A 17736-nucleotide genomic window follows, 5' to 3' on the forward strand; every position below is an offset into this window, starting at 1 on the left:
TCATCTAGGCGCGATTTTTGTTTTTAATATGGATTAAATCGCTGTTAAACGATATTAAGGAGTATTGAATGAATAAGACAAAGTTGGTTTATGGGGCGGTGTTTGGTTTGCTGGCATCCGTGGCGGGAAGCGCGAATGCGGCAATTACCAGTCCAACCGTTGTGGATTTTGGATACAAGCCTAATAGAACTACCCCTGATACAGTGCTGACCGCGGGCGCGTACTACGGAAAGGCAAATGTGGCGCCTGTCGGTGCGGAAATATGCCCTGAAGGGGATTGTGTGCTGCAAAACAGCATGGTGATTGGTACCATCGGTGATCCTACCGGACCTAATGCCCATCTTCACCAGGGCGGTTCGACGGCTGATCGCATGCTGGCTTATCACAACGACTCTGGTGGTGTTTATTTCAGAGCCGATGATATGTCGGCTTTTAGCTTTGATTCGATCAAGATTAGCTCGCCATACAGCGGCGAAAACCCTTTGGCAAAATATTTGGCCGATGGCGTGACTTTGAATCCGGATCATGATTCGACTCTTGATTACTACGAAATATTAGGGTTTGACACCGCGTTCAACCCGGATTTGTGGAATGGCGATGGCACAAATTACAGCACGGCTGTTGCCTATCAGACGATTTACAATGGCTTCAATGATACGCTTTCCCTGAATGAAGACTTTCGGAATGTAAAGGCGGTCTGGATTCACTATGCGGGGGCGCAGAATGTTGGTTTGGCCCAATTTCCATTCAAGGTTCAAATCGACAATATTGCGGTGAGTGCTCCACAAGTCACCTCTGTTCCCGTGCCGGCAGCAGTCTGGATGTTCGGTAGCGGTTTGCTGGGCTTGTTGTCTTTAGGCAGAAGAAAGCCAGCCTTATCGGCCTGATCTGCTCTTAGCCGTTCAATCAAAAGCCGTGCATCGCATGCAGCGATACACGGCTTTTTTATGTTGTATCCGGGGCATTTGTCCATGCCGGTATGTGATTTCGCCCATTTTGTAGTTCGCATGGCAGATTGAGCATTCGATTCTTATTGACTAACTGTATGATTGAAAAACTATATTTAACTTATGGTTTTGATTTTGCTTTTCGATGTCTGCTAAGGATATGGTCGTGCATAACTTTCCTGTAGTTCAACCCACGCCCCAACCCTCTGGAGAGGGTAAAGGTGGATGTTATTCAAGGCCAAATCCTCAATCGGGCGACAAATTCCGGGCTTGCCGGGATTTGGGGAGCAATGCTGGTTCCCTGGTTGCTATAGGAACGTCGGTCTGTGCGTTGAGTGCCGCTAATTTATTACTGAGGTGAAGATGAGGATAAACAAGATATTGGGGTTGAGTTGTTTGCTGCTGGCGCAGACGGCCTTTGCTCATGGTCCCGAGCCCTTGCCATTGCAGAATGTGCCGATTCCGCATGTGGATGGGAAACTGGGCGGTGCGGATGTGAATTTTTTACCGGAAGACGGGCCCGATTCGATTGTCGTCGACAAGGAAAAAGCCATTGCGCTGGGTAAGGCCCTGTTTTGGGACATGAATGTCGGTAGCGATGGCATGGCTTGCGGTTCTTGCCATGTTCATGCCGGGGCCGACATCAGGATCAAAAACCAATTGAATCCTGGCGCCAAAAGTGCCACCGGCAATGGGGATACCTTTGAGCCGTTGCCATCTGGCGCGGCGGGCGGCGCCAACTATACCTTGACCCAGGATGATTTTCCCTTGTATCAATTTGCCAACCCTTTTGACAGAAGCAGCGGCAAAACCTTTTCTACCGATGACGTCGTTTCCTCGGCTGGCACCTTTAGCGGTGACTTCGTCGGTGCATCCAAGTTTACTGGTACCAGTGACGAATGTAGTCGAAGCGTCGATCCGGTATTTCATGTCAACGGTGTTGGCACGCGTAGGGTAGAGCCGCGTAATGTGCCGACCATGATCAATGCGATCTTCAATTATCGTAACTTCTGGGATGGCCGGGCCAATAACGTTTATAACGGTGCGAGTCCTTGGGGAGATCGTGACGAAAACGCCGGCATTTGGGTCAAAACCGGTGCCCGTAGCGTGGCAAAAAGGAAATTGCAATTGACCAACTCATCGCTTGCCTCATTGGCCATGGGGCCGCCTCTGAATGATGCGGAAATGTCCTGCCGGAAGCGGACTTGGCCGGATATAGGCAGAAAGCTGTTGTTGCGCCAACCCCTGCAGTATCAAAAGGTTCATCATCAAGACAGCGTGCTTGGGCCTTACAGTCTGAGCGTCGACGGTGATTTGAAGCCAGGATTGAACACGACTTACAAGAGTTTGATTACGCAGGCGTTTAATCCAAAGTTTTGGTCGTATACCCGTGTCGGCGAGTTCGGTGCGCCTCCTGGGCAAACGGCTTACAACCAGATGGAAGCGAACTTCTCGATGTTTTTTGGCATAGCGCTGCAGCTTTATCAGGCAACGCTGGTATCTGATCAGGCGCCGATCGATTTGACCGAGCGTGATCCCAATACTTTCATGCCGACGTGGAGGTTTCCTGCTTCGACGGGTATCGTAAAAACGCCGGAAGAGATCGCAACGTTGCTGCGAGGTCAGCAATTGTTCACCGATAACCATTGCAATCTTTGCCATGGCGGCCCTGCGATTACCACGGCCGCGGTTGAACTGAACAGCGAGTTGGTTACGCCAGCACCGGGTAAAAGCTACGGTCCCAGCCATTTTCAAATCCCTTATGGCGCGGATGCATTAGGGCCCTTTAGCGCGGCATCGGCCGCCGGTATCACCCCGTATAAAAACGTCGTGCAGCGTGACGTGGTGGTCGGGTTGAATCGTCGCTTGATGGATATGGGGTTTTTCAATACCGGTGTGAACGATCCTGACGCCGATCCCGGCATCGATGGCGTGGACGATTTTGGTAATCCTCTGTCGTTCACTGATCAGTATTTGCAATACCTGTTGGGTAATCAGTCGGCGGTCAAGGACCAGGACGTATTGAAACACGTGCGTAGTTGCGACTTTATCCAACCGTTGGCGAGTACCGCGAGCAGATTGACGCCGGATGTGTTCAAGTCAACCGATGGCATAGAAGCGGACGGCAAGAGGGAAGGCGAAGCGGAAGTAACACGGCGCGCCCAAAATTGCTTGAGTACCACCAAGGCCTATATACCGACTGTCGCGGCGGCCAATGCGACATTGGGAACGGCAAAAATGGCCGTGGCCAATAAGGCGACTTTCAAGGTGCCCAGCTTGCGTAACGTAGAACTGACAGGACCTTACATGCATAACGGCAGCATGGCTACTCTGGAGCAGGTCATCGAGTTTTATTCTCGTCTGGGTAACGTGGCCTTGCCGGAGAATGCCAATCAGCAAAATTTGGTGAACGCGGTGACTCTGGCGGGGGATGCTCCCGAGGATAGACAGGCGATCATCGAATATATGAAAACCTTTACCGACGACCGGGTACGGTATGAAAAGGCACCTTTCGATCATCCCGAAGTGATCGTGCCCGATGGCCATGTGGGTGATCATGTAGCGGTTACGCCGGGGCATGAACTGAGCGCCGCCTGGGGCAAAGAGCATGCAATGGTGGTTCCCGCCGTCGGCGCCAATGGGGCATTCGAAGCGGATGGCGTTACACCCAAACCTTTGTTGCCATTCGATCACTATCTGGCGCCCGCGTCGGCTCAATAGTTTGTTTGTCGAATAATTTGATTGCCAAGATGCGGGCTGATTTCAAACCAGCTCGCATCGTGAATTGGCGAGTTCCGTGACGATTAGCTTTTTCCATCGACAATATAAGCAACTTGACGAACCCAGGTCATATCTCGAATGACGAGTTAGCGATTTTGGGCTCTTTTGAAGGGATAGTTTCTCGTAATCTGGATTTCAACGAAAAATTGCTTGGCTAAGCCTTGCTGGAGCGACGCCCTCGTCGCGACGAGTTCAATGCAAGTCGGTCAGTACCGGCTTGCGTTTCAGCAGAATGATTTTTAGGAGTTTTATGAATAACCAAGTTAAAAAGTACGCAGTGGCAATTGCTGTAATCGGGATGTTTGTGTCAAATGCGGACGATGCTGTCGCAAGCACTTCTTTCAATAGCTATGCAACATTAGACTTTGCCATAGGCAGTATTACAGGGGCATCCACTGATTATTCCGGCTTGGAAATGACTGCTTCCTTTTCCCGTTTCTATGAGAGTTACACCTCTGTAACCGGGGATGGCGGCATCCACGATGATAACCCCGATATACCGTTTATCTCGGGACCCATGCTGGTGGGCAGTTCATTTACGCATACATTCGCGTTTGACGGCGGGGTGTCGGATGGCGCCATCGATTACAACCATCTTGGTTTGTACGATATTGGCTTTGTCAATAATGGTTCTGAAGCGTTTGATATTACGTTAAACATGTCTTATCGGTTGTTTGCCGAAGTGGCTGGCGACAGTACGGCCTTCTCTAGCGTTATGATTGGGTATTCCGATGATTTAGGGGAATTTTATGGTGTTGATTCAATCGATGCGGCCGGTTATTTGCCGATAACCTCGGCTTTTAGCGAATATGCCGCGCCTTATACTTTTACGTTGGCTGCGGGTGATTCGAAGATGTTTTATATCGACATCAATCATTATGGTTATTTAGAAGCCAATGCCGCTCCGGTTCCTCTGCCAGCCGCGGCGTGGTCGTTCCTGGCGGGATTGTTGGGGATTGTGGGCATGAAAAAACGCAAACTGGCCTTCAACGAAAAAATTGCTTAGCCAGTTCTTGTAGGAGCGACGCCCTCGTCGCGACGAGTCCTTGAAGGGCATCGCTCCCATCATGATTTTCAGGGTAACGATCATGAAAAAGCCGCATCACCCCGGCAAGTGAATGTTAGCTCTACCGGGTCAATGCGCGCAAGCCGGGAAGATTTGCCATCAGTACGATAGCTAAAGCAATCGCACTCCCCTGCGTGGTTTGGAGTGAAAAAGCTTTAGCTTTTTCTAGGCATTCGGTGTTTCGTTCACCGGGACTTTCAGCGTTATCACGCCACCCTATCCGGCAATTCCTCGCCGGCAAAATAGGCTTGCAGATTTGCCAGAACCTTTTCTCCCATCGCGGTGCGTGTCGCAATCGTGGCGCTGCCGAGATGCGGCAGTAACGATACGTTGTCCAGCGTCAAAAAGCCCGGATCAATGTTGGGTTCGTTTTCGTAAACGTCCAAACCCGCGCCGGCGATGCGTCTTTCTTGCAAGGCCTCGATCAAGGCCTGGCTGTCCACTACATCACCGCGTGCGGTGTTGATCAGATGGGCGGAGGGTTTCATCAGGCTCAAACGTTCCGCGTTGATCAAATGCCGGGTATCGCTGCCGCCGGGGCAGTGCAGGGAGACGTAGTCGCATTGCGGCAGCAGCTCCTCGAGGCTGTCGCAGCGGATGGCTTGCAAATCCTCGACCACGGCCTGGTCTGCGGGTGTCGGTTTGAAATACAGGATTTTCATGTCAAACCCATGATGCGCCTTGCGGGCCATGGCCTGGGCGATACGACCGAAACCGATCAAGCCCAACGTAGCGCCGGTCACGTCGCTACTCATCAACTGCGTCGGACACCAGCCTGTCCATTGGCCGGATCGCACCAGTCTGTCGCCTTCCGCGCCGCGCCGTGCACTCATCAGTAACAAGGTCATCGCGATGTCGGCGGTGCTTTCGGTCAATACGCCGGGTGTGTTGGTGACGATCAAGCCTTGCTGTTTGGCGGCGGCGATGTCGATGTGGTTGTAGCCAACGCCGAAATTGCCCAGAATCTTGCAGCGCTTGTTCGGCACGTTCAGGACCTCGGCCGGCAAACTGTCGCAAACCGTCGGGCAGACCGCGTCATAATGTTGCAAGGCGTATTTGAATTCGTCGGCGCTGAAGGGGTGATCATCCAGGTTCAGCGTGACGTCGTAGAGCTGTTGCAATTTGGCTTCGACCGAGGCCGGCCAGCGCCTGCTGACGAGAACTTTGGGTTTGGTCATGGCAATTCCTGTTTTGATTGAAACAATGCGCGCAGTATAAAACAGCATGGAAGCTTGGTGCCGTGACCTTTAGGCGCTGGCTTGTTATAGTGGCGCGCTTTTGCGCCCATCGGCAATGCTATTCACGGAGCTATTCCTATGACGGACTTCTTTTCCAAATCGCGCATCACGGCTCGCGCCGGCTACAGCCGCTGGCTGGTGCCGCCATCGGCTTTGTCCGTGCATTTGTGTATCGGCCAGGCCTATGCGTTCAGCGTGTTCAATGAGCCGTTGACGCGGGTGATCGGCATTGCAGCGCCCGCGGTCGATGACTGGAAATTGACCACGCTGGGCTGGATTTTTAGTTTGGCCATCGTGTTTCTGGGGTTGTCGGCCGCGGTGGGCGGCAAATGGCTGGAAAAAGTCGGCCCGCGCTTGACCATGTTCGTGGCGGCTTGCTGTTTCGGCGGCGGTTTCTGGCTGGCCGCGCTCGGCGTCTATCTGCATCAAATCTGGCTGCTTTATCTGGGCTATGGCGTGATCGGCGGCATTGGCCTGGGTTTGGGTTACGTGTCGCCGGTATCGACCCTGATCAAATGGTTTCCGGATCGGCGCGGTATGGCGACCGGCATGGCCATCATGGGCTTCGGCGGTGGCGCGATGATAGGGGCGCCGCTGGCGGTTTGGCTGATGGATCATTTCAAGTCTGCTGTTTCGGTTGGTGTGATGGAGGCCTTCATCGTAATGGGCGGATTGTATTTCGTCTCGATGATGATAGGCGCGTTGACAATCCGGATTCCGCCGCACGGTTGGCAACCCGAAGGTTGGGTGCCGCCCAAGGTCGAGAACAAAATGATCACGCAAAATCACGTGCATATCGACCAGGCCTTGAAAACCCCCCAGTTTTATTTGTTGTGGCTGGTATTGTGTCTGAACGTGACGGCCGGCATCGGCGTATTGGGACAGGCCTCGGTGATGATACAGGAGATGTTCAAGGGCAGCGTGACCCCGGCCGCCGCGGCGGGCTTCGTCGGGCTGTTGAGTCTGTTCAACATGGGCGGGCGGTTTTTCTGGTCGTCGGCTTCGGATTATCTGGGGCGTAAAAACACCTATTTCGTGTTTTTCGTGGTCGGTGCCTGTTTGTACGCGCTGATTCCCGGCATGGGACAGGTCGGTAACGTTGCCTTGTTCGTGATCCTGTATGCGTTGATCATGAGCATGTACGGCGGCGGTTTCTCGACGATACCGGCCTATCTGGCGGATATTTTCGGCACCCGTTATGTCGGCGGCATACACGGGCGGTTGTTGACGGCCTGGTCGACGGCAGGCGTGTTGGGTCCGGTGCTGGTCAACTATATTCGTGAATACCAAATCGGCCAGGGTGTCGCCAAGGCTGACGCGTATAACGTGACGATGTACATCATGGCCGGCGTGCTGGTGTTGGGATTCGTCTGCAATCTATTGATCAGGCCGGTGCATGAAAAACATCACATGAAGTACGACGAATTCGACGAACTGGACGGCGCTTTTCCGAGAGAAACTGAAACCGAAGGAGAACAAAAATGACGCAAGCCCCGCATAAATCAACTCCGGTTTGGCAGGTGGTGCTGTTTTGGCTGTATGTGGCGGTGCCGCTGGTCTGGGGTGTTTCCCAGACCTTGAAAAAGGCCATGGCTTTGTTTGCTTGAGCGGTTGGGTTTACAAACTGTTTGATTTGTCATCGGAGTTCCAATAAAAGACATATTAACCGGACTCCAGTCTTAATCATCAGATAAGGGGAGAATGTTGTCATGGAATGCCTTTCAAAACGTCTTTTTCACGGTCGAGATGAACGAAAACACACTTACTGAAGCCCCATCTTCCGACATATTTTCCTCAACGTTCTTGCTCGGCAATGTTGGGGCTCCCTTTATTTTGGGGATGGCTGTCGGATATTTTGCCAAGAAAATGTTAAAGCTAGCCTTGTTTGTAGGTGGTGGGCTTGTCGTGATGCTGTTTGCTGCCGAATATTACGGTGTCATAACCGTAAATGGACTGGCATTGGAACAGGCGGCGGATTACGCGACCGGAGCCGCAAAGGCATCGGGTAATTATTTGATTGATAGGCTTTCGCTTTTTGCAAGCCGCGGTTTGGGCGGAATCGCGGGGTTCTATGTCGGATTTAAACTAGGCTAAGCCACGTAGGTACGCACCGCGTTCGTCTCGTTCCCACGCTTCCGCGTGGGAATGCAGATCCTGAAGGTACGCAATGCGTACAACTTATATCTTCATGCTTGTTGTTAGAACCACGCAAACACCAAGTTGCACAGCTGACCAGAAAAAGTCCCATGGAGCTAAATTAAAATTTGTGTTGCCGTTAAATTCCACGCTACAAATATTGTATCCAGCTGAACTATCAGTGCCTGCAGGAGAGCGAGAAATTTTACAGCTCCACTATGCCGGAAAGTCATGCAAATAGCTTTTTTTAATCCCTGACCCACTCCTCGACCAAGCGGCTTGGCATGTGTGGGGATTCGCTGGACTCGGGATAGTCTTTACCGGCCACCACGCAGTAAATCACTCGCAAGGTATCGGCCAGCAATAGCCAGGTGATCAGCATGAACAGACTGGTCAGTCCGGCATTCAGATAATCGTTGAAAATAAGATGCGGCGCCTTGCCGGCCATGTCTGGCGACAACAGGCCGTTCGTCAGTTTGTCGGATAAATCCTTGGCATGCGCCAAAAAGCCGACCCGCAAATCCGCCGAAAACAATTTTTCCCAGGCAGCCGCGCTGGTGACGATGATCAGCCAGGACAGGGGCAGGGCAGTCACCCAGCTATAGTTCAATTTATCCGATTTGACCAATATCGTCGTGCCGACGCACAAGGCGATGGCCGCCAGCATTTGATTCGCGATGCCGAACAAGGGCCACAGGCTGTTGATGCCGCCCAGTGGGTCTATCGTGCCCATGTACAAAAAGTAGCCCCAGCCGCCGACTACCGCCGCGCTGGTCAGCAGGATGCTGGCATAGTGATGGGTCTTGCCGACGCCAATGCCGAAATTGCCCAAGATGTCCTGCAGCATGAAGCGGGCGACGCGGGTGCCGGCGTCCAGCGTGGTCAGGATGAACAAGGCCTCGAACATGATCGCGAAGTGGTACCAGGCCGCCAGCAGGTTTTCGCCGAATACGCGGGAAAACAGGGTTGCCATGCCGACTGCCAGCGACGGCGCGCCGCCGGTGCGGGCGAACAGCGTCGATTCGCCCATGGTTTGCGCCAGATGCTGCATTTGCTCGACGCTGACCGGAAAGCCCCATGCGCTGATTTTGGCCACGGCATCGGCCGCTTCCTTACCGACTATGCCGGCCGGGCTGTTGATCGCGAAATACACGCCGGGCTCCAGCACCGAGGCGGCGATCATCGCCATGATCGCGACGAAGGATTCCATCATCATCGCGCCGTAGCCAATGAAGCGGGCGTCCTGTTCATTCGCCAGCAGTTTCGGCGTGGTGCCGGACGAAATCAAGGCATGGAAACCGGAAATAGCGCCGCAGGCGATGGTGATGAACACGAACGGAAACAGCTTGCCGCCGAAGATCGGCCCGCTGCCGTCGATGAACTGGGTCAGCGCAGGCATTTTCAGCTCAGGGCGCAACACGACAATGGCGACGGCCAGCGCGGCGATGGTGCCGAGTTTCATGAAGGTGGATAAATAATCGCGCGGGGCCAGCAGCAGCCAGACCGGCAATACCGCCGCGGCGAAACCATACAGGATTACCATGAGCGCCAGTTGCGGCGCGTCGTAATCGAACCAGCCGCGCAGCGTCTGGTTTTCGTCTATCCAGCCACCACCGACTACCGCGAAAATCAATAGCGATACGCCGATCAAGGTGGCCTCGGCCACGCGGCCTGGACGCAGATTGTTCAGATAAATGCCCATCAGCATCGCAATCGGAATCGTCGCCGCGACGGTCGAAGTCGCCCACGGGCTATGCTTCATCGCGTTGACGACGACCAAACCCAGCACCGCGATCAGGATGATCATGATCATCATCACCCCCAGCATCGCGGCACTGCCGCCAATCGCGCCCAGCTCGTCCTTGGCCATTTGTCCGAGCGAGCGGCCGTCGCGGCGCACCGAGAAAAACAGGGTCACGAAATCCTGCACGCAGCCGCCCAACACCGCGCCGATCAATATCCATAACGTGCCGGGCAAGTAGCCGAATTGCGCCGCTAATGTCGGACCGATCAAGGGGCCGGGGCCGGCAATCGCGGCGAAATGATGGCCGAAGACGACCCATTTATGCGTCGGCATGAAATCGCGGCCGTCGTCGAAGCGCTCGGCGGGCGTTGCGCGGCTGGCGTCCAGCACCAAAACCTTGGCGGCGATGAAGGCGCTATAAAAGCGATAGCCCAGTGCGTAGACGCAGACGGCGGCGACGATGATCCAGAGACTGTTGATGATTTCGCCGCGTTGCAGCGCTATACCGCCGACGGCAAACGCGCCGATTAGGGCGACGCCGATCCAGAGTAGCGTGGAGGATAAACGATGATTCATGACTGACATGTCGGTTTCTGTCCGGTGATGGGTTAGTGCGAAAAAACCGCCGAATCTTAGCACGGCGGGGGATTGGGAGGGTATCGATAGCCTTGTCCAACAGGGCAATCGCGCTTTGTAGCACTTGCACGGGCAAGGGGTTTAGTATAGCGATTTTGCCTAATATCCCAGATGCTCCCAGATCCAACCCCCTATTTTGCTGACCTCACAGACCCGCGGCGAGAGGGCAAAAACAAACTCCACAAACTCACGGATATCGTGATGATCGTCTTATGCGCAGTATTGAGCGGCATCGAGGATTGGGTCGGCATGGAAGAGTTTGCCGAAGAAAAAGAAGATTGGCTGCGGACCTTTTTGGAATTACCGAATGGAATTCCCTCGCACGATACCCTGAGTAATGTCTTGGGCCGCCTGAATCCCCAAGCGTTTGCCGAGACCTTTCAACGTTGGGTGCAGGCGGCATTGCCAAGCCTTTCAGGACAGCAAGTCTGTTTGGACGGCAAGACCTTGCGCGGCAGCCGCGAAGGGGATAAGGCCGTGCATTTGATGAGCGCCTTTGCGGCTGAAGCGCGTTGGGTGTTGGCGCAACAGGCGGTGGATGAGAAGACTAACGAAATCAAGGCGATCCCCGATTTATTGTCGATGTTGGACATCAAAGGAGCTCTGATCTCGATCGATGCCATGGGTTGTCAAAAAGCCATTGCGAAAACCATCGTTACGGCGCAAGCGGATTACGTGTTGGCACTGAAGGATAATCATCCGAACCTTTGCGAGGATGTCAGGTTGTGGCTGGATACTGAAAATGCCAACGACCGCTTACCGGTCTACGAAACCATCGACAAAGATCACGGTCGCCTGGAAATACGCCGTTACAGCTTGAGTAGCGAGATTGCTTGGTTGACGCAAAAACCTGACTGGGCCGGGCTACAAGCCATTGGTCGGGTTGAATCGATTCGCACCCTCGGTGACAAGACCTCGGTTGAGTGTCGCTACTATTTGTGTTCGTTTACGGATTTGCAGCGCTTTGCCGAAGGGGTACGGCAGCATTGGGCGATAGAAAATTCCCAGCACTGGGTGCTGGATGTGCAGTTTGGCGAAGATGCGAATCGCGCCAGAACAGATCATTCCGCCGAAAACTTGGCGTTGATGCGACGGATGGCACTCAATTTACTACGAAATAACGGACCTACTAAAGACAGCTTGAAGCGCCGCAAGTTGCGAGCATGTTTGAACGATAACTATCGCTTTAAATTACTCTTCGGAACATCTGCAACATAGCGCGATTGCCCTGCCTTGTCCAATGACACATGAGCCTGAAGCGGAGGTTGTAATTCCAAGCAAAGGATCATGAAGGCATGGCAAGCACACTGGACAATGAAAGCCTGGAGTGCAGTAGCAACGCTCTCGACGCGACATGGGCCAACTCAAGCTTTGCATCTCTTTCGAAAAATTGGATGTCATCGCTGGCCAATGCAGCGATAATGACGCCGCTTGGGAATACAATCTCGCTCGAGACCAACCGTTTAACCTAGAAAAATCATTGGGTCCACGACATGCACGAAAATCACGAAATTTGTAAACAGTTATCATCCTAAAGGGCTGCACCGAACAGGTGAATCGATAAGCGTTCATAACGCAATGATTTCTTTCGTGCTTTTCGTGGACTATCGATGTTTTTAGGTTTTATCTTCATCAATCATGACTTCCCGTTGTAGGGTACGCGGCGCGTACCTTTTGGGCTTAAATCAGACAATTCGCATATTTCAGTAATCAGCATGTTCAATTGCCACGCCCGCCCGCAAATCATGGGCATACTCAACGTCACGCCGGATAGTTTTTCTGATGGCGGAAAATTTACCGGTGTCGCCGCAGCACTAAGACAGGCGGAGCTAATGATCGCGGAGGGGGCGGACATGATCGATGTCGGTGGCGAATCCACCCGGCCCGGTTCCGATCCCGTGCCGGCCGACGAGCAAATTCGGCGCGTGCTGCCGGTCATCCAGGCCTTGAAACAAAATCACCCGGCGCTGACCATCAGTATCGATACCGCTTCGAGCGCAGTTGCTGCCGCGGCCTTGGACGCCGGGGCGGATCTGATCAACGATATTTCGGCTGGACTCGGGGATGCCGAGATGCTGCCGCTGGCGGCTAGCCGCCAGGCGCCCATCATCTTGATGCACATGCAAGGCACGCCCAAGACCATGCAGGACGATCCGTCTTATGACAACGTGGTGGCGGAGGTCACGGCCGCCTTGCGGCTACGCATTGCGGCGGCACTCGCGGCCGGCGTAAAACCCGAGCACATCGCCATCGATCCGGGCATCGGTTTTGGCAAGCGCAAACAGGACAACATCGATTTACTGGCGCATTTGGATGAATTCGTGGCGTTGGGTTACCCGGTGTTGTTGGGCACCAGCCGCAAGCGCTTCATGGGCAGTATTTGCCACGTCGAGGCGCCGCATGAGCTGGTAACGGCCACCGCCGTGACGACGGCCCTGGGCGTCATGGCCGGCGTGCAAATGTTTCGGGTGCATGATGTCAAAGCCAATCGGCAGGCGGCAGACGTGGCCTGGGCTATCAAGCGGGCGCAGTGACGGCGCTGTTGCATCCGCGTCTGCGGGCTTTGCAACGCCGGTTTGACGCATCTCCGTTGACGCCTATCGTCGATGGGGAACTGAGCCAGCACGGCGTGGAGCTGTGGATCAAACGCGACGATTTATTGCATCCCGTCATTTCCGGCAACAAATGGCGCAAGCTCAAATACATCCTGAATCATGCGTTGACGACCGGCGCCGATACCTTGGTGAGCATGGGTGGTGCCCATTCCAACCATCTGCATGCCTTGGCCTATGCCGGCAACAGGCTGGGCCTGAAAACCATGGCTTTCGTACGTGGCGAACGACCAGAACCTCTGAGTCCGACCTTGACGGATTTGCTGGACTGGGGCATGGAATTGCGTTTCGTATCGCGTAGTGAGTATCGGCAACTACGAGTGCATAAAGCCCACGACAGTTTGCCGGGCTTGAAAGCCGGCCAATACTGGCTGCCGGAGGGCGGAGCCAGCGGGTTGGCATTGCAGGGCGTCGGCGAAATACTGGCCGAGATTTCGCAGCCGTTCGATGTGTTGCTGACGGCCTGCGGCACGGGCGCGACGCTGGCCGGCTTGATTGCCGCCGCGCCCGAGCGCGCAACGTTGCTGGGTGTGGCCGCGCTGAAAGGGGCTGGTTTTCTGGCCGATGATGTCAGACAGCTGTTAGCCGGCAAATCGACGAAAAGTAACTGGGAAATCTTGCTGGCCCATCACTTTGGCGGCTTCGGCAAAACCACGCCCGAGCTGCTGGATTTTATCGATCGGTTTCAAATTCGGCATGGTGTGCCATTGGAGCCGGTCTATACCGGCAAAATGCTGTTCGCCGTCTATGATTTGTTACGGCAGGGCTATTTTAAACCGGGGCAACGTATCCTGGCCTTGCATACCGGCGGCTTACAAGGCGCGCGCAGCCGGTTATGACGTCGAGATTCGAGGCGCAAAAACCAACGCGATGATTCGATCGTCTCTATCATTGTCGTTATCAAGACCTTAGTTGTTGGCATCAGGCTATTCAATTACAGGAATTTTTCCTATTGCGTGCTTTGTCTTCAGACTATACCGTTGCCGATTGAACCGAGCCTGCCGCCTGCCTCATTGCCATCATGCCGATTTGTCTTAAAAGCCGAGCAGCGCTCGCCGCCATTTTTTGGGTTTGTTTTCAGGCCCTTGCCTTGGCTGCCAAGCCGCAAACCGATAACGCCAGTATAGAGCCCAAGCCATCCGTCATGGCCAGCGATTCGGTCAGCCCAACGGATAAACCATACAAGCAGTTGATCGACGCTGCCTTATCGGCATTACAACAACGGCTCGAGCAAGACCCGCCCTTTTTGTGGAACGAGCGCCAGTCGCGTTTGCAGCGAGTCAGTCAATTGCCGGTCGATACCGCGCAGGCCTTGACCGAGAAATACCGGCGCCTGCTGGAGGCTTACCGCATCGAGCTGGATTATGCCAACAGCATAGAAGCCTATCGTGAGTTGCTGAGCAGTGACGCGGACAGTCGCCTGGTGGAATTCTTGCGCATCGGTCGGCTGGCATTGTATTACCAAACCTTGAACGGTCGCGAATCCGCCATATGGGATAGTCACCGTCGGCAGTGGTTGCGCCTGTCGAATGAAGACAACGAAAAGATCACGCAAGGCTTGCGTATCGCCAAAAAATTGGAGCCGCCGCAATTGATGGTGTTGCCGTTGTTTGGCGCGGAACAGGTCAAGGATGCCACGGCGCAACCCCCGGCCGTGCATTGGGCGGCTGGAATGGATGCAACGGCAAATACTGCACAACAGAGCGACAGCGTCGACAAGGAAAGCCTGTTGGCCGAAACCAGAGCGTATGCGGCCGCACTCGATAGCTATGGTCCCTTGTCGCTGACCGGCGCGGGCGATGAAGGGGCCGAAAAATTGCTGGCGCTGTTTGCCGGTGAACGCCACATACCCAGCCTCGATGAATTGGCCAGATTGTTTGCGTTGACGAATGATCTATTACGCGCGCAAGCCGGCATTACGCGTTTCCCTGCGCAAGTCTATGCCCCCGATGGCCATGCGACCGAGCGTGAGGTGCTGCGAATCGGCAATTTTACCCTGCTTGCCGCAGGTCGCTACCTGAGCTATGACCTGGAATTAGGGCGCCTGCTGGAATTGCCTCGACAGCCGGCAGCAGGCATGTTGGACATGGCCGATTCATTCGCGCGCCAGGATACGACAACCTTGGCGAATGTGGCTATCGACCCGTCGGCAGGCCAGGCCTTGCAATTGTTGGTGCAAATTCCGAATTTATCGGAACGCATAGCCCAAGGCGGTCCTGTTGGATATTTGATTCTGCTGTTGGCGGGGTTTGCCTATCTCTTGGGGGGATATCGATTTTTTCATCTCAGCCTGATAGGCAAACGCATGCGCAAGCAATTGCAAAGCCGGGAACATCGGCTGGATAACCCGTTGGGGCGGATATTGGCCAAGGTCGAGCACGCGCCCATGACCAATCACGACGCCTTGTCGTTGCTGGTTGAAGAAGCCTTGATCGAGGAACAAGCCCGGCTGGATTATGCGCTGACCTTTTTAAAACTCATCGCCGCCATTGCGCCGATGCTGGGCTTGCTCGGCACGGTGACCGGCATGATAGAAACCTTTCAGGCCATTGCCATGCATGGCACCGGTGACCCGAAACTGATGTCTGGGGGTATCTCCGAAGCGCTGGTCACCACGGTCGAAGGCCTGGTGACGGCGATCCCGATCTTGCTGTTGCACAGCGTGTTGAGCAGTCAGAGCCAGGCTTTCGGCATTTTACTGGAAGCGCATGCCGCGGCGGCGCTGGCGCAACGTCTGGAGCAGCAAACCCTGGACGCAGGCCATCCCGCGGCGGTAGTGCGATGAACTGGCTGGAAGCGCTGCAAAGCGGTGAGCAATATATCGAGGACTTGATGGCCCTGGGTGGACCGGTGATGTGGCCGCTGGTATTGGTGTCCATTCTGCTTTGGACCCTGGTCTTGGAGCGTTACTGGTTTTTGCTGGTTACCTATCCAAGATTGCTGACTTATTGGATGCGTATCGCGGATACCGAAGCCCGGCGCACTTTGGCGCGCGCCGAAACCCTATTGGCGATTCGGCGTAACTTACGCTTGATCAGAACGCTGTCCGGGATATTGCCCATGCTGGGCTTGCTGGGGACGGTGACGGGCATCGTGGAAACCTTTGATTTGATCCATGTGTTTGGCAGTTCCGAGACGCGCATCGTCGCGCGGGGTGTTTCGCAAGCCCTGATCACCACGCTCGCCGGCTTGGTGATGGGTTTATTCGGCGTCGGGGTGGGCTATGATTTGCATAGACGCGCCAACGCGGACGAAATAAGGCTGGGGCAAGGCTTAAAGCCATGAGAAAACGCGGTTTTTTTAATTCACGCCTGCGCCCGGAAGAAGATAACGCCGATGCCATCAATCTGACGCCATTGATAGACATGGTGTTCATCCTGCTGATCTTTTTTTTGGTGACGGCCTCTTTCATTCGAGAGTCATCGGTCACGGTGCGCAGACCCCAGGCCGCCACGGCGCTTCCTCAGTCCGGCGCCGAACTGATCGTGACCATTACCGCCGACGAACAAATCTGGCTAAACGACGCGGTGGTCGATATTCGTCGTCTGCGGGCGCGCATTGAAGAGTTGAAACTGACGAGTTCCAAACGTTCCGCAATTATCCTGGCCGATCAGCAAACCAGCACCGGCTTGCTGGTGAAAACCATGGATCAATTGCGTTTGGCCGGCTTTGCCGATATTTCCGTAGCCGCGAGTTCGGCGGGCGAAGCGCTATGACACTCGCCTTCGCGGCCGACAAACCGAATCGAAAAATGTTGGTGATGAGCGGGGCGATCATTGCTGCCATGACCATCAACGTCGGTTTATTGCTGTTGATCGGTGGCCTGATCAGCGAACGGCAGCGGGAATTGGCGCAAACGCCCAATCTGCAGCCGGTGGATTTCGTGCGATTTCGCCCCACCCGTAAAGAGCCGCCAACGCCGGCAGTCGAGGCCAAGGAGATGGTGACCGACAAGCCGGCTGCGACAAAACCCAAGCCTGCGGCCGAAAATACTACTACCGTCGGCAAAAAGCCGGCAGCCAGAACCGGGAAACCGGCCAAATCCCCAATAAAGCAGCCTGGCGTGGCTGCGCCGCGGCTGGATATTCCGGCGCATGGCGATGGTGTGGTCTTTCCAGGCGTGCCGGGCACGGACGAGCGTCTGACCGCGCCGCCCGGCCAATGGAACGTGGCCAAAAAGCCCGAGCCGCGCGAGAGCGCTGGCGGAGACGAACATGGGGAGGGGGCAGGTTATGCGAAAAGCCGCTTGGTGGTTTTATCCCGCGTATTGCCCGATTACCCGCCCAGGGCGCGTTCCCTGGGCATACAAGGCTGGGTGCAGCTGGAAATCATCGTGAACCCGTCGGGCAAAGTCAGCGCGGCCAAAGTCGTCGATGCCAAGCCCAAAGAGGTATTCGAGGAAGCTGCCTTAGCGGCCATCAAACAATGGCGTTTCCAGCCGGCCTATAAAAACGGGCAAGCGATTGAACAGCGGGCTTTGCAACGCGTCGATTTTCGGCTTGAAACACGTTGACGGCTTTTGAAAGAAGTTATACTAGTCCGCGTTGTAATGGGCATGGAATAAATCAGGGAATTG

At 54.6% G+C, this 17736-nt stretch carries 15 protein-coding genes; 13 read left to right on the top strand and 2 right to left on the bottom strand.

From position 1 onward, the window contains the following. Positions 1-68 precede the first annotated feature (68 nt). The 3 genes from NM686_RS08160 (at position 69) to NM686_RS08170 (ending at position 4734) form a co-directional block, all read left to right on the top strand. Positions 69-887, top strand: coding sequence for a hypothetical protein (locus tag NM686_RS08160; protein ID WP_255187385.1), 819 nt, complete (start codon positions 69-71; stop codon positions 885-887). 423 nt (positions 888-1310) lie between these two features. Next, positions 1311-3668: a cytochrome c peroxidase gene (locus tag NM686_RS21730; RefSeq protein WP_329959176.1), complete on the top strand. Its 2358-nt coding sequence runs from the start codon at positions 1311-1313 to the stop codon at positions 3666-3668. A gap of 310 nt (positions 3669-3978) precedes the next feature. Continuing rightward, on the top strand, positions 3979-4734 hold the full coding sequence (locus NM686_RS08170) for a hypothetical protein (RefSeq protein ID WP_255187386.1): 756 nt from the start codon (positions 3979-3981) through the stop codon (positions 4732-4734). 266 nt (positions 4735-5000) lie between these two features. Here NM686_RS08170 and NM686_RS08175 read toward each other — a convergent pair whose 3' ends face one another. After that, positions 5001-5972, bottom strand: a complete 972-nt coding sequence (locus tag NM686_RS08175) for a 2-hydroxyacid dehydrogenase (protein ID WP_255187387.1) — start codon at positions 5970-5972, stop codon at positions 5001-5003. A gap of 138 nt (positions 5973-6110) precedes the next feature. Here NM686_RS08175 and NM686_RS08180 point away from each other — a divergent pair, with 138 nt between their 5' ends. The 3 genes from NM686_RS08180 to NM686_RS08190 all read left to right on the top strand — a co-directional run bounded on the left by NM686_RS08180 (position 6111) and on the right by NM686_RS08190 (position 8126). Then, on the top strand, positions 6111-7517 hold the full coding sequence (locus tag NM686_RS08180) for an L-lactate MFS transporter (RefSeq protein WP_255187388.1): 1407 nt from the start codon (positions 6111-6113) through the stop codon (positions 7515-7517). Continuing rightward, a complete protein-coding gene (locus NM686_RS08185; RefSeq protein WP_255187389.1) occupies positions 7514-7639 on the top strand; it encodes an MFS transporter small subunit in 126 nt (41 codons plus the stop codon). The genes NM686_RS08180 and NM686_RS08185 overlap by 4 nt, the downstream gene beginning before the upstream one ends. 94 nt (positions 7640-7733) lie before the next feature. Further along, positions 7734-8126: an FUN14 domain-containing protein gene (locus tag NM686_RS08190; RefSeq protein WP_329959177.1), complete on the top strand. Its 393-nt coding sequence runs from the start codon at positions 7734-7736 to the stop codon at positions 8124-8126. A gap of 289 nt (positions 8127-8415) precedes the next feature. Here the strand turns inward: NM686_RS08190 and NM686_RS08195 are convergent, their stop codons facing one another. Next, a complete protein-coding gene (locus NM686_RS08195; protein ID WP_407942387.1) occupies positions 8416-10488 on the bottom strand; it encodes a carbon starvation CstA family protein in 2073 nt (690 codons plus the stop codon). Between the two features lie 171 nt (positions 10489-10659). Here NM686_RS08195 and NM686_RS08200 point away from each other — a divergent pair, with 171 nt between their 5' ends. The 7 genes from NM686_RS08200 (at position 10660) to NM686_RS08230 (ending at position 17673) form a co-directional block, all read left to right on the top strand. Beyond that, positions 10660-11766 (top strand): ISAs1 family transposase, encoded by a 1107-nt coding sequence (locus NM686_RS08200; RefSeq protein WP_255187025.1) that lies wholly within the window; start codon positions 10660-10662, stop codon positions 11764-11766. 497 nt (positions 11767-12263) lie between these two features. Beyond that, positions 12264-13082 carry a dihydropteroate synthase gene (gene folP / locus NM686_RS08205; RefSeq protein ID WP_255187392.1) on the top strand — a complete coding sequence of 273 codons (819 nt, stop codon included), beginning with the start codon at positions 12264-12266 and terminating at the stop codon, positions 13080-13082. Then, positions 13079-13999 carry a 1-aminocyclopropane-1-carboxylate deaminase/D-cysteine desulfhydrase gene (locus NM686_RS08210; protein WP_255187393.1) on the top strand — a complete coding sequence of 307 codons (921 nt, stop codon included), beginning with the start codon at positions 13079-13081 and terminating at the stop codon, positions 13997-13999. Before folP ends, NM686_RS08210 begins: the two co-directional genes overlap by 4 nt. Before the next feature lie 182 nt (positions 14000-14181). After that, complete coding sequence (locus tag NM686_RS08215; protein ID WP_255187394.1) at positions 14182-15945, top strand: DUF3450 family protein; 1764 nt, start codon at positions 14182-14184, stop codon at positions 15943-15945. Further along, positions 15942-16445 (top strand): MotA/TolQ/ExbB proton channel family protein, encoded by a 504-nt coding sequence (locus tag NM686_RS08220; protein WP_255187395.1) that lies wholly within the window; start codon positions 15942-15944, stop codon positions 16443-16445. Before NM686_RS08215 ends, NM686_RS08220 begins: the two co-directional genes overlap by 4 nt. Beyond that, positions 16442-16876 carry an ExbD/TolR family protein gene (locus tag NM686_RS08225; protein WP_255187396.1) on the top strand — a complete coding sequence of 145 codons (435 nt, stop codon included), beginning with the start codon at positions 16442-16444 and terminating at the stop codon, positions 16874-16876. The genes NM686_RS08220 and NM686_RS08225 overlap by 4 nt, the downstream gene beginning before the upstream one ends. Further along, entirely contained in the window at positions 16873-17673 is an 801-nt protein-coding gene (locus tag NM686_RS08230; protein ID WP_255187397.1) for an energy transducer TonB, read from the top strand. Before NM686_RS08225 ends, NM686_RS08230 begins: the two co-directional genes overlap by 4 nt. Positions 17674-17736: the final 63 nt, after the last annotated feature.

It is taken from the genome of Methylomonas rapida, from assembly GCF_024360925.2.
In the GTDB taxonomy this organism is placed as follows: Bacteria; Pseudomonadota; Gammaproteobacteria; order Methylococcales; family Methylomonadaceae; genus Methylomonas; species Methylomonas rapida.

What these genes read in the sequence shown, in the direction of transcription:
- NM686_RS08175 (WP_255187387.1), bottom strand. Translation starts at nt 5,972, where the DNA reads ATGACCAAACCCAAAGTTCTCGTCAGCAGGCGCTGGCCGGCCTCGGTC.
- NM686_RS08180 (WP_255187388.1), top strand. Translation starts at nt 6,111, where the DNA reads ATGACGGACTTCTTTTCCAAATCGCGCATCACGGCTCGCGCCGGCTAC.
- NM686_RS08160 (WP_255187385.1), top strand. Translation starts at nt 69, where the DNA reads ATGAATAAGACAAAGTTGGTTTATGGGGCGGTGTTTGGTTTGCTGGCA.
- NM686_RS08220 (WP_255187395.1), top strand. Translation starts at nt 15,942, where the DNA reads ATGAACTGGCTGGAAGCGCTGCAAAGCGGTGAGCAATATATCGAGGAC.
- NM686_RS08215 (WP_255187394.1), top strand. Translation starts at nt 14,182, where the DNA reads ATGCCGATTTGTCTTAAAAGCCGAGCAGCGCTCGCCGCCATTTTTTGG.
- NM686_RS08170 (WP_255187386.1), top strand. Translation starts at nt 3,979, where the DNA reads ATGAATAACCAAGTTAAAAAGTACGCAGTGGCAATTGCTGTAATCGGG.
- folP (WP_255187392.1), top strand. Translation starts at nt 12,264, where the DNA reads ATGTTCAATTGCCACGCCCGCCCGCAAATCATGGGCATACTCAACGTC.
- NM686_RS21730 (WP_329959176.1), top strand. Translation starts at nt 1,311, where the DNA reads ATGAGGATAAACAAGATATTGGGGTTGAGTTGTTTGCTGCTGGCGCAG.
- NM686_RS08195 (WP_407942387.1), bottom strand. Translation starts at nt 10,488, where the DNA reads ATGAATCATCGTTTATCCTCCACGCTACTCTGGATCGGCGTCGCCCTA.
- NM686_RS08200 (WP_255187025.1), top strand. Translation starts at nt 10,660, where the DNA reads ATGCTCCCAGATCCAACCCCCTATTTTGCTGACCTCACAGACCCGCGG.
- NM686_RS08230 (WP_255187397.1), top strand. Translation starts at nt 16,873, where the DNA reads ATGACACTCGCCTTCGCGGCCGACAAACCGAATCGAAAAATGTTGGTG.
- NM686_RS08225 (WP_255187396.1), top strand. Translation starts at nt 16,442, where the DNA reads ATGAGAAAACGCGGTTTTTTTAATTCACGCCTGCGCCCGGAAGAAGAT.
- NM686_RS08190 (WP_329959177.1), top strand. Translation starts at nt 7,734, where the DNA reads ATGTTGTCATGGAATGCCTTTCAAAACGTCTTTTTCACGGTCGAGATG.
- NM686_RS08185 (WP_255187389.1), top strand. Translation starts at nt 7,514, where the DNA reads ATGACGCAAGCCCCGCATAAATCAACTCCGGTTTGGCAGGTGGTGCTG.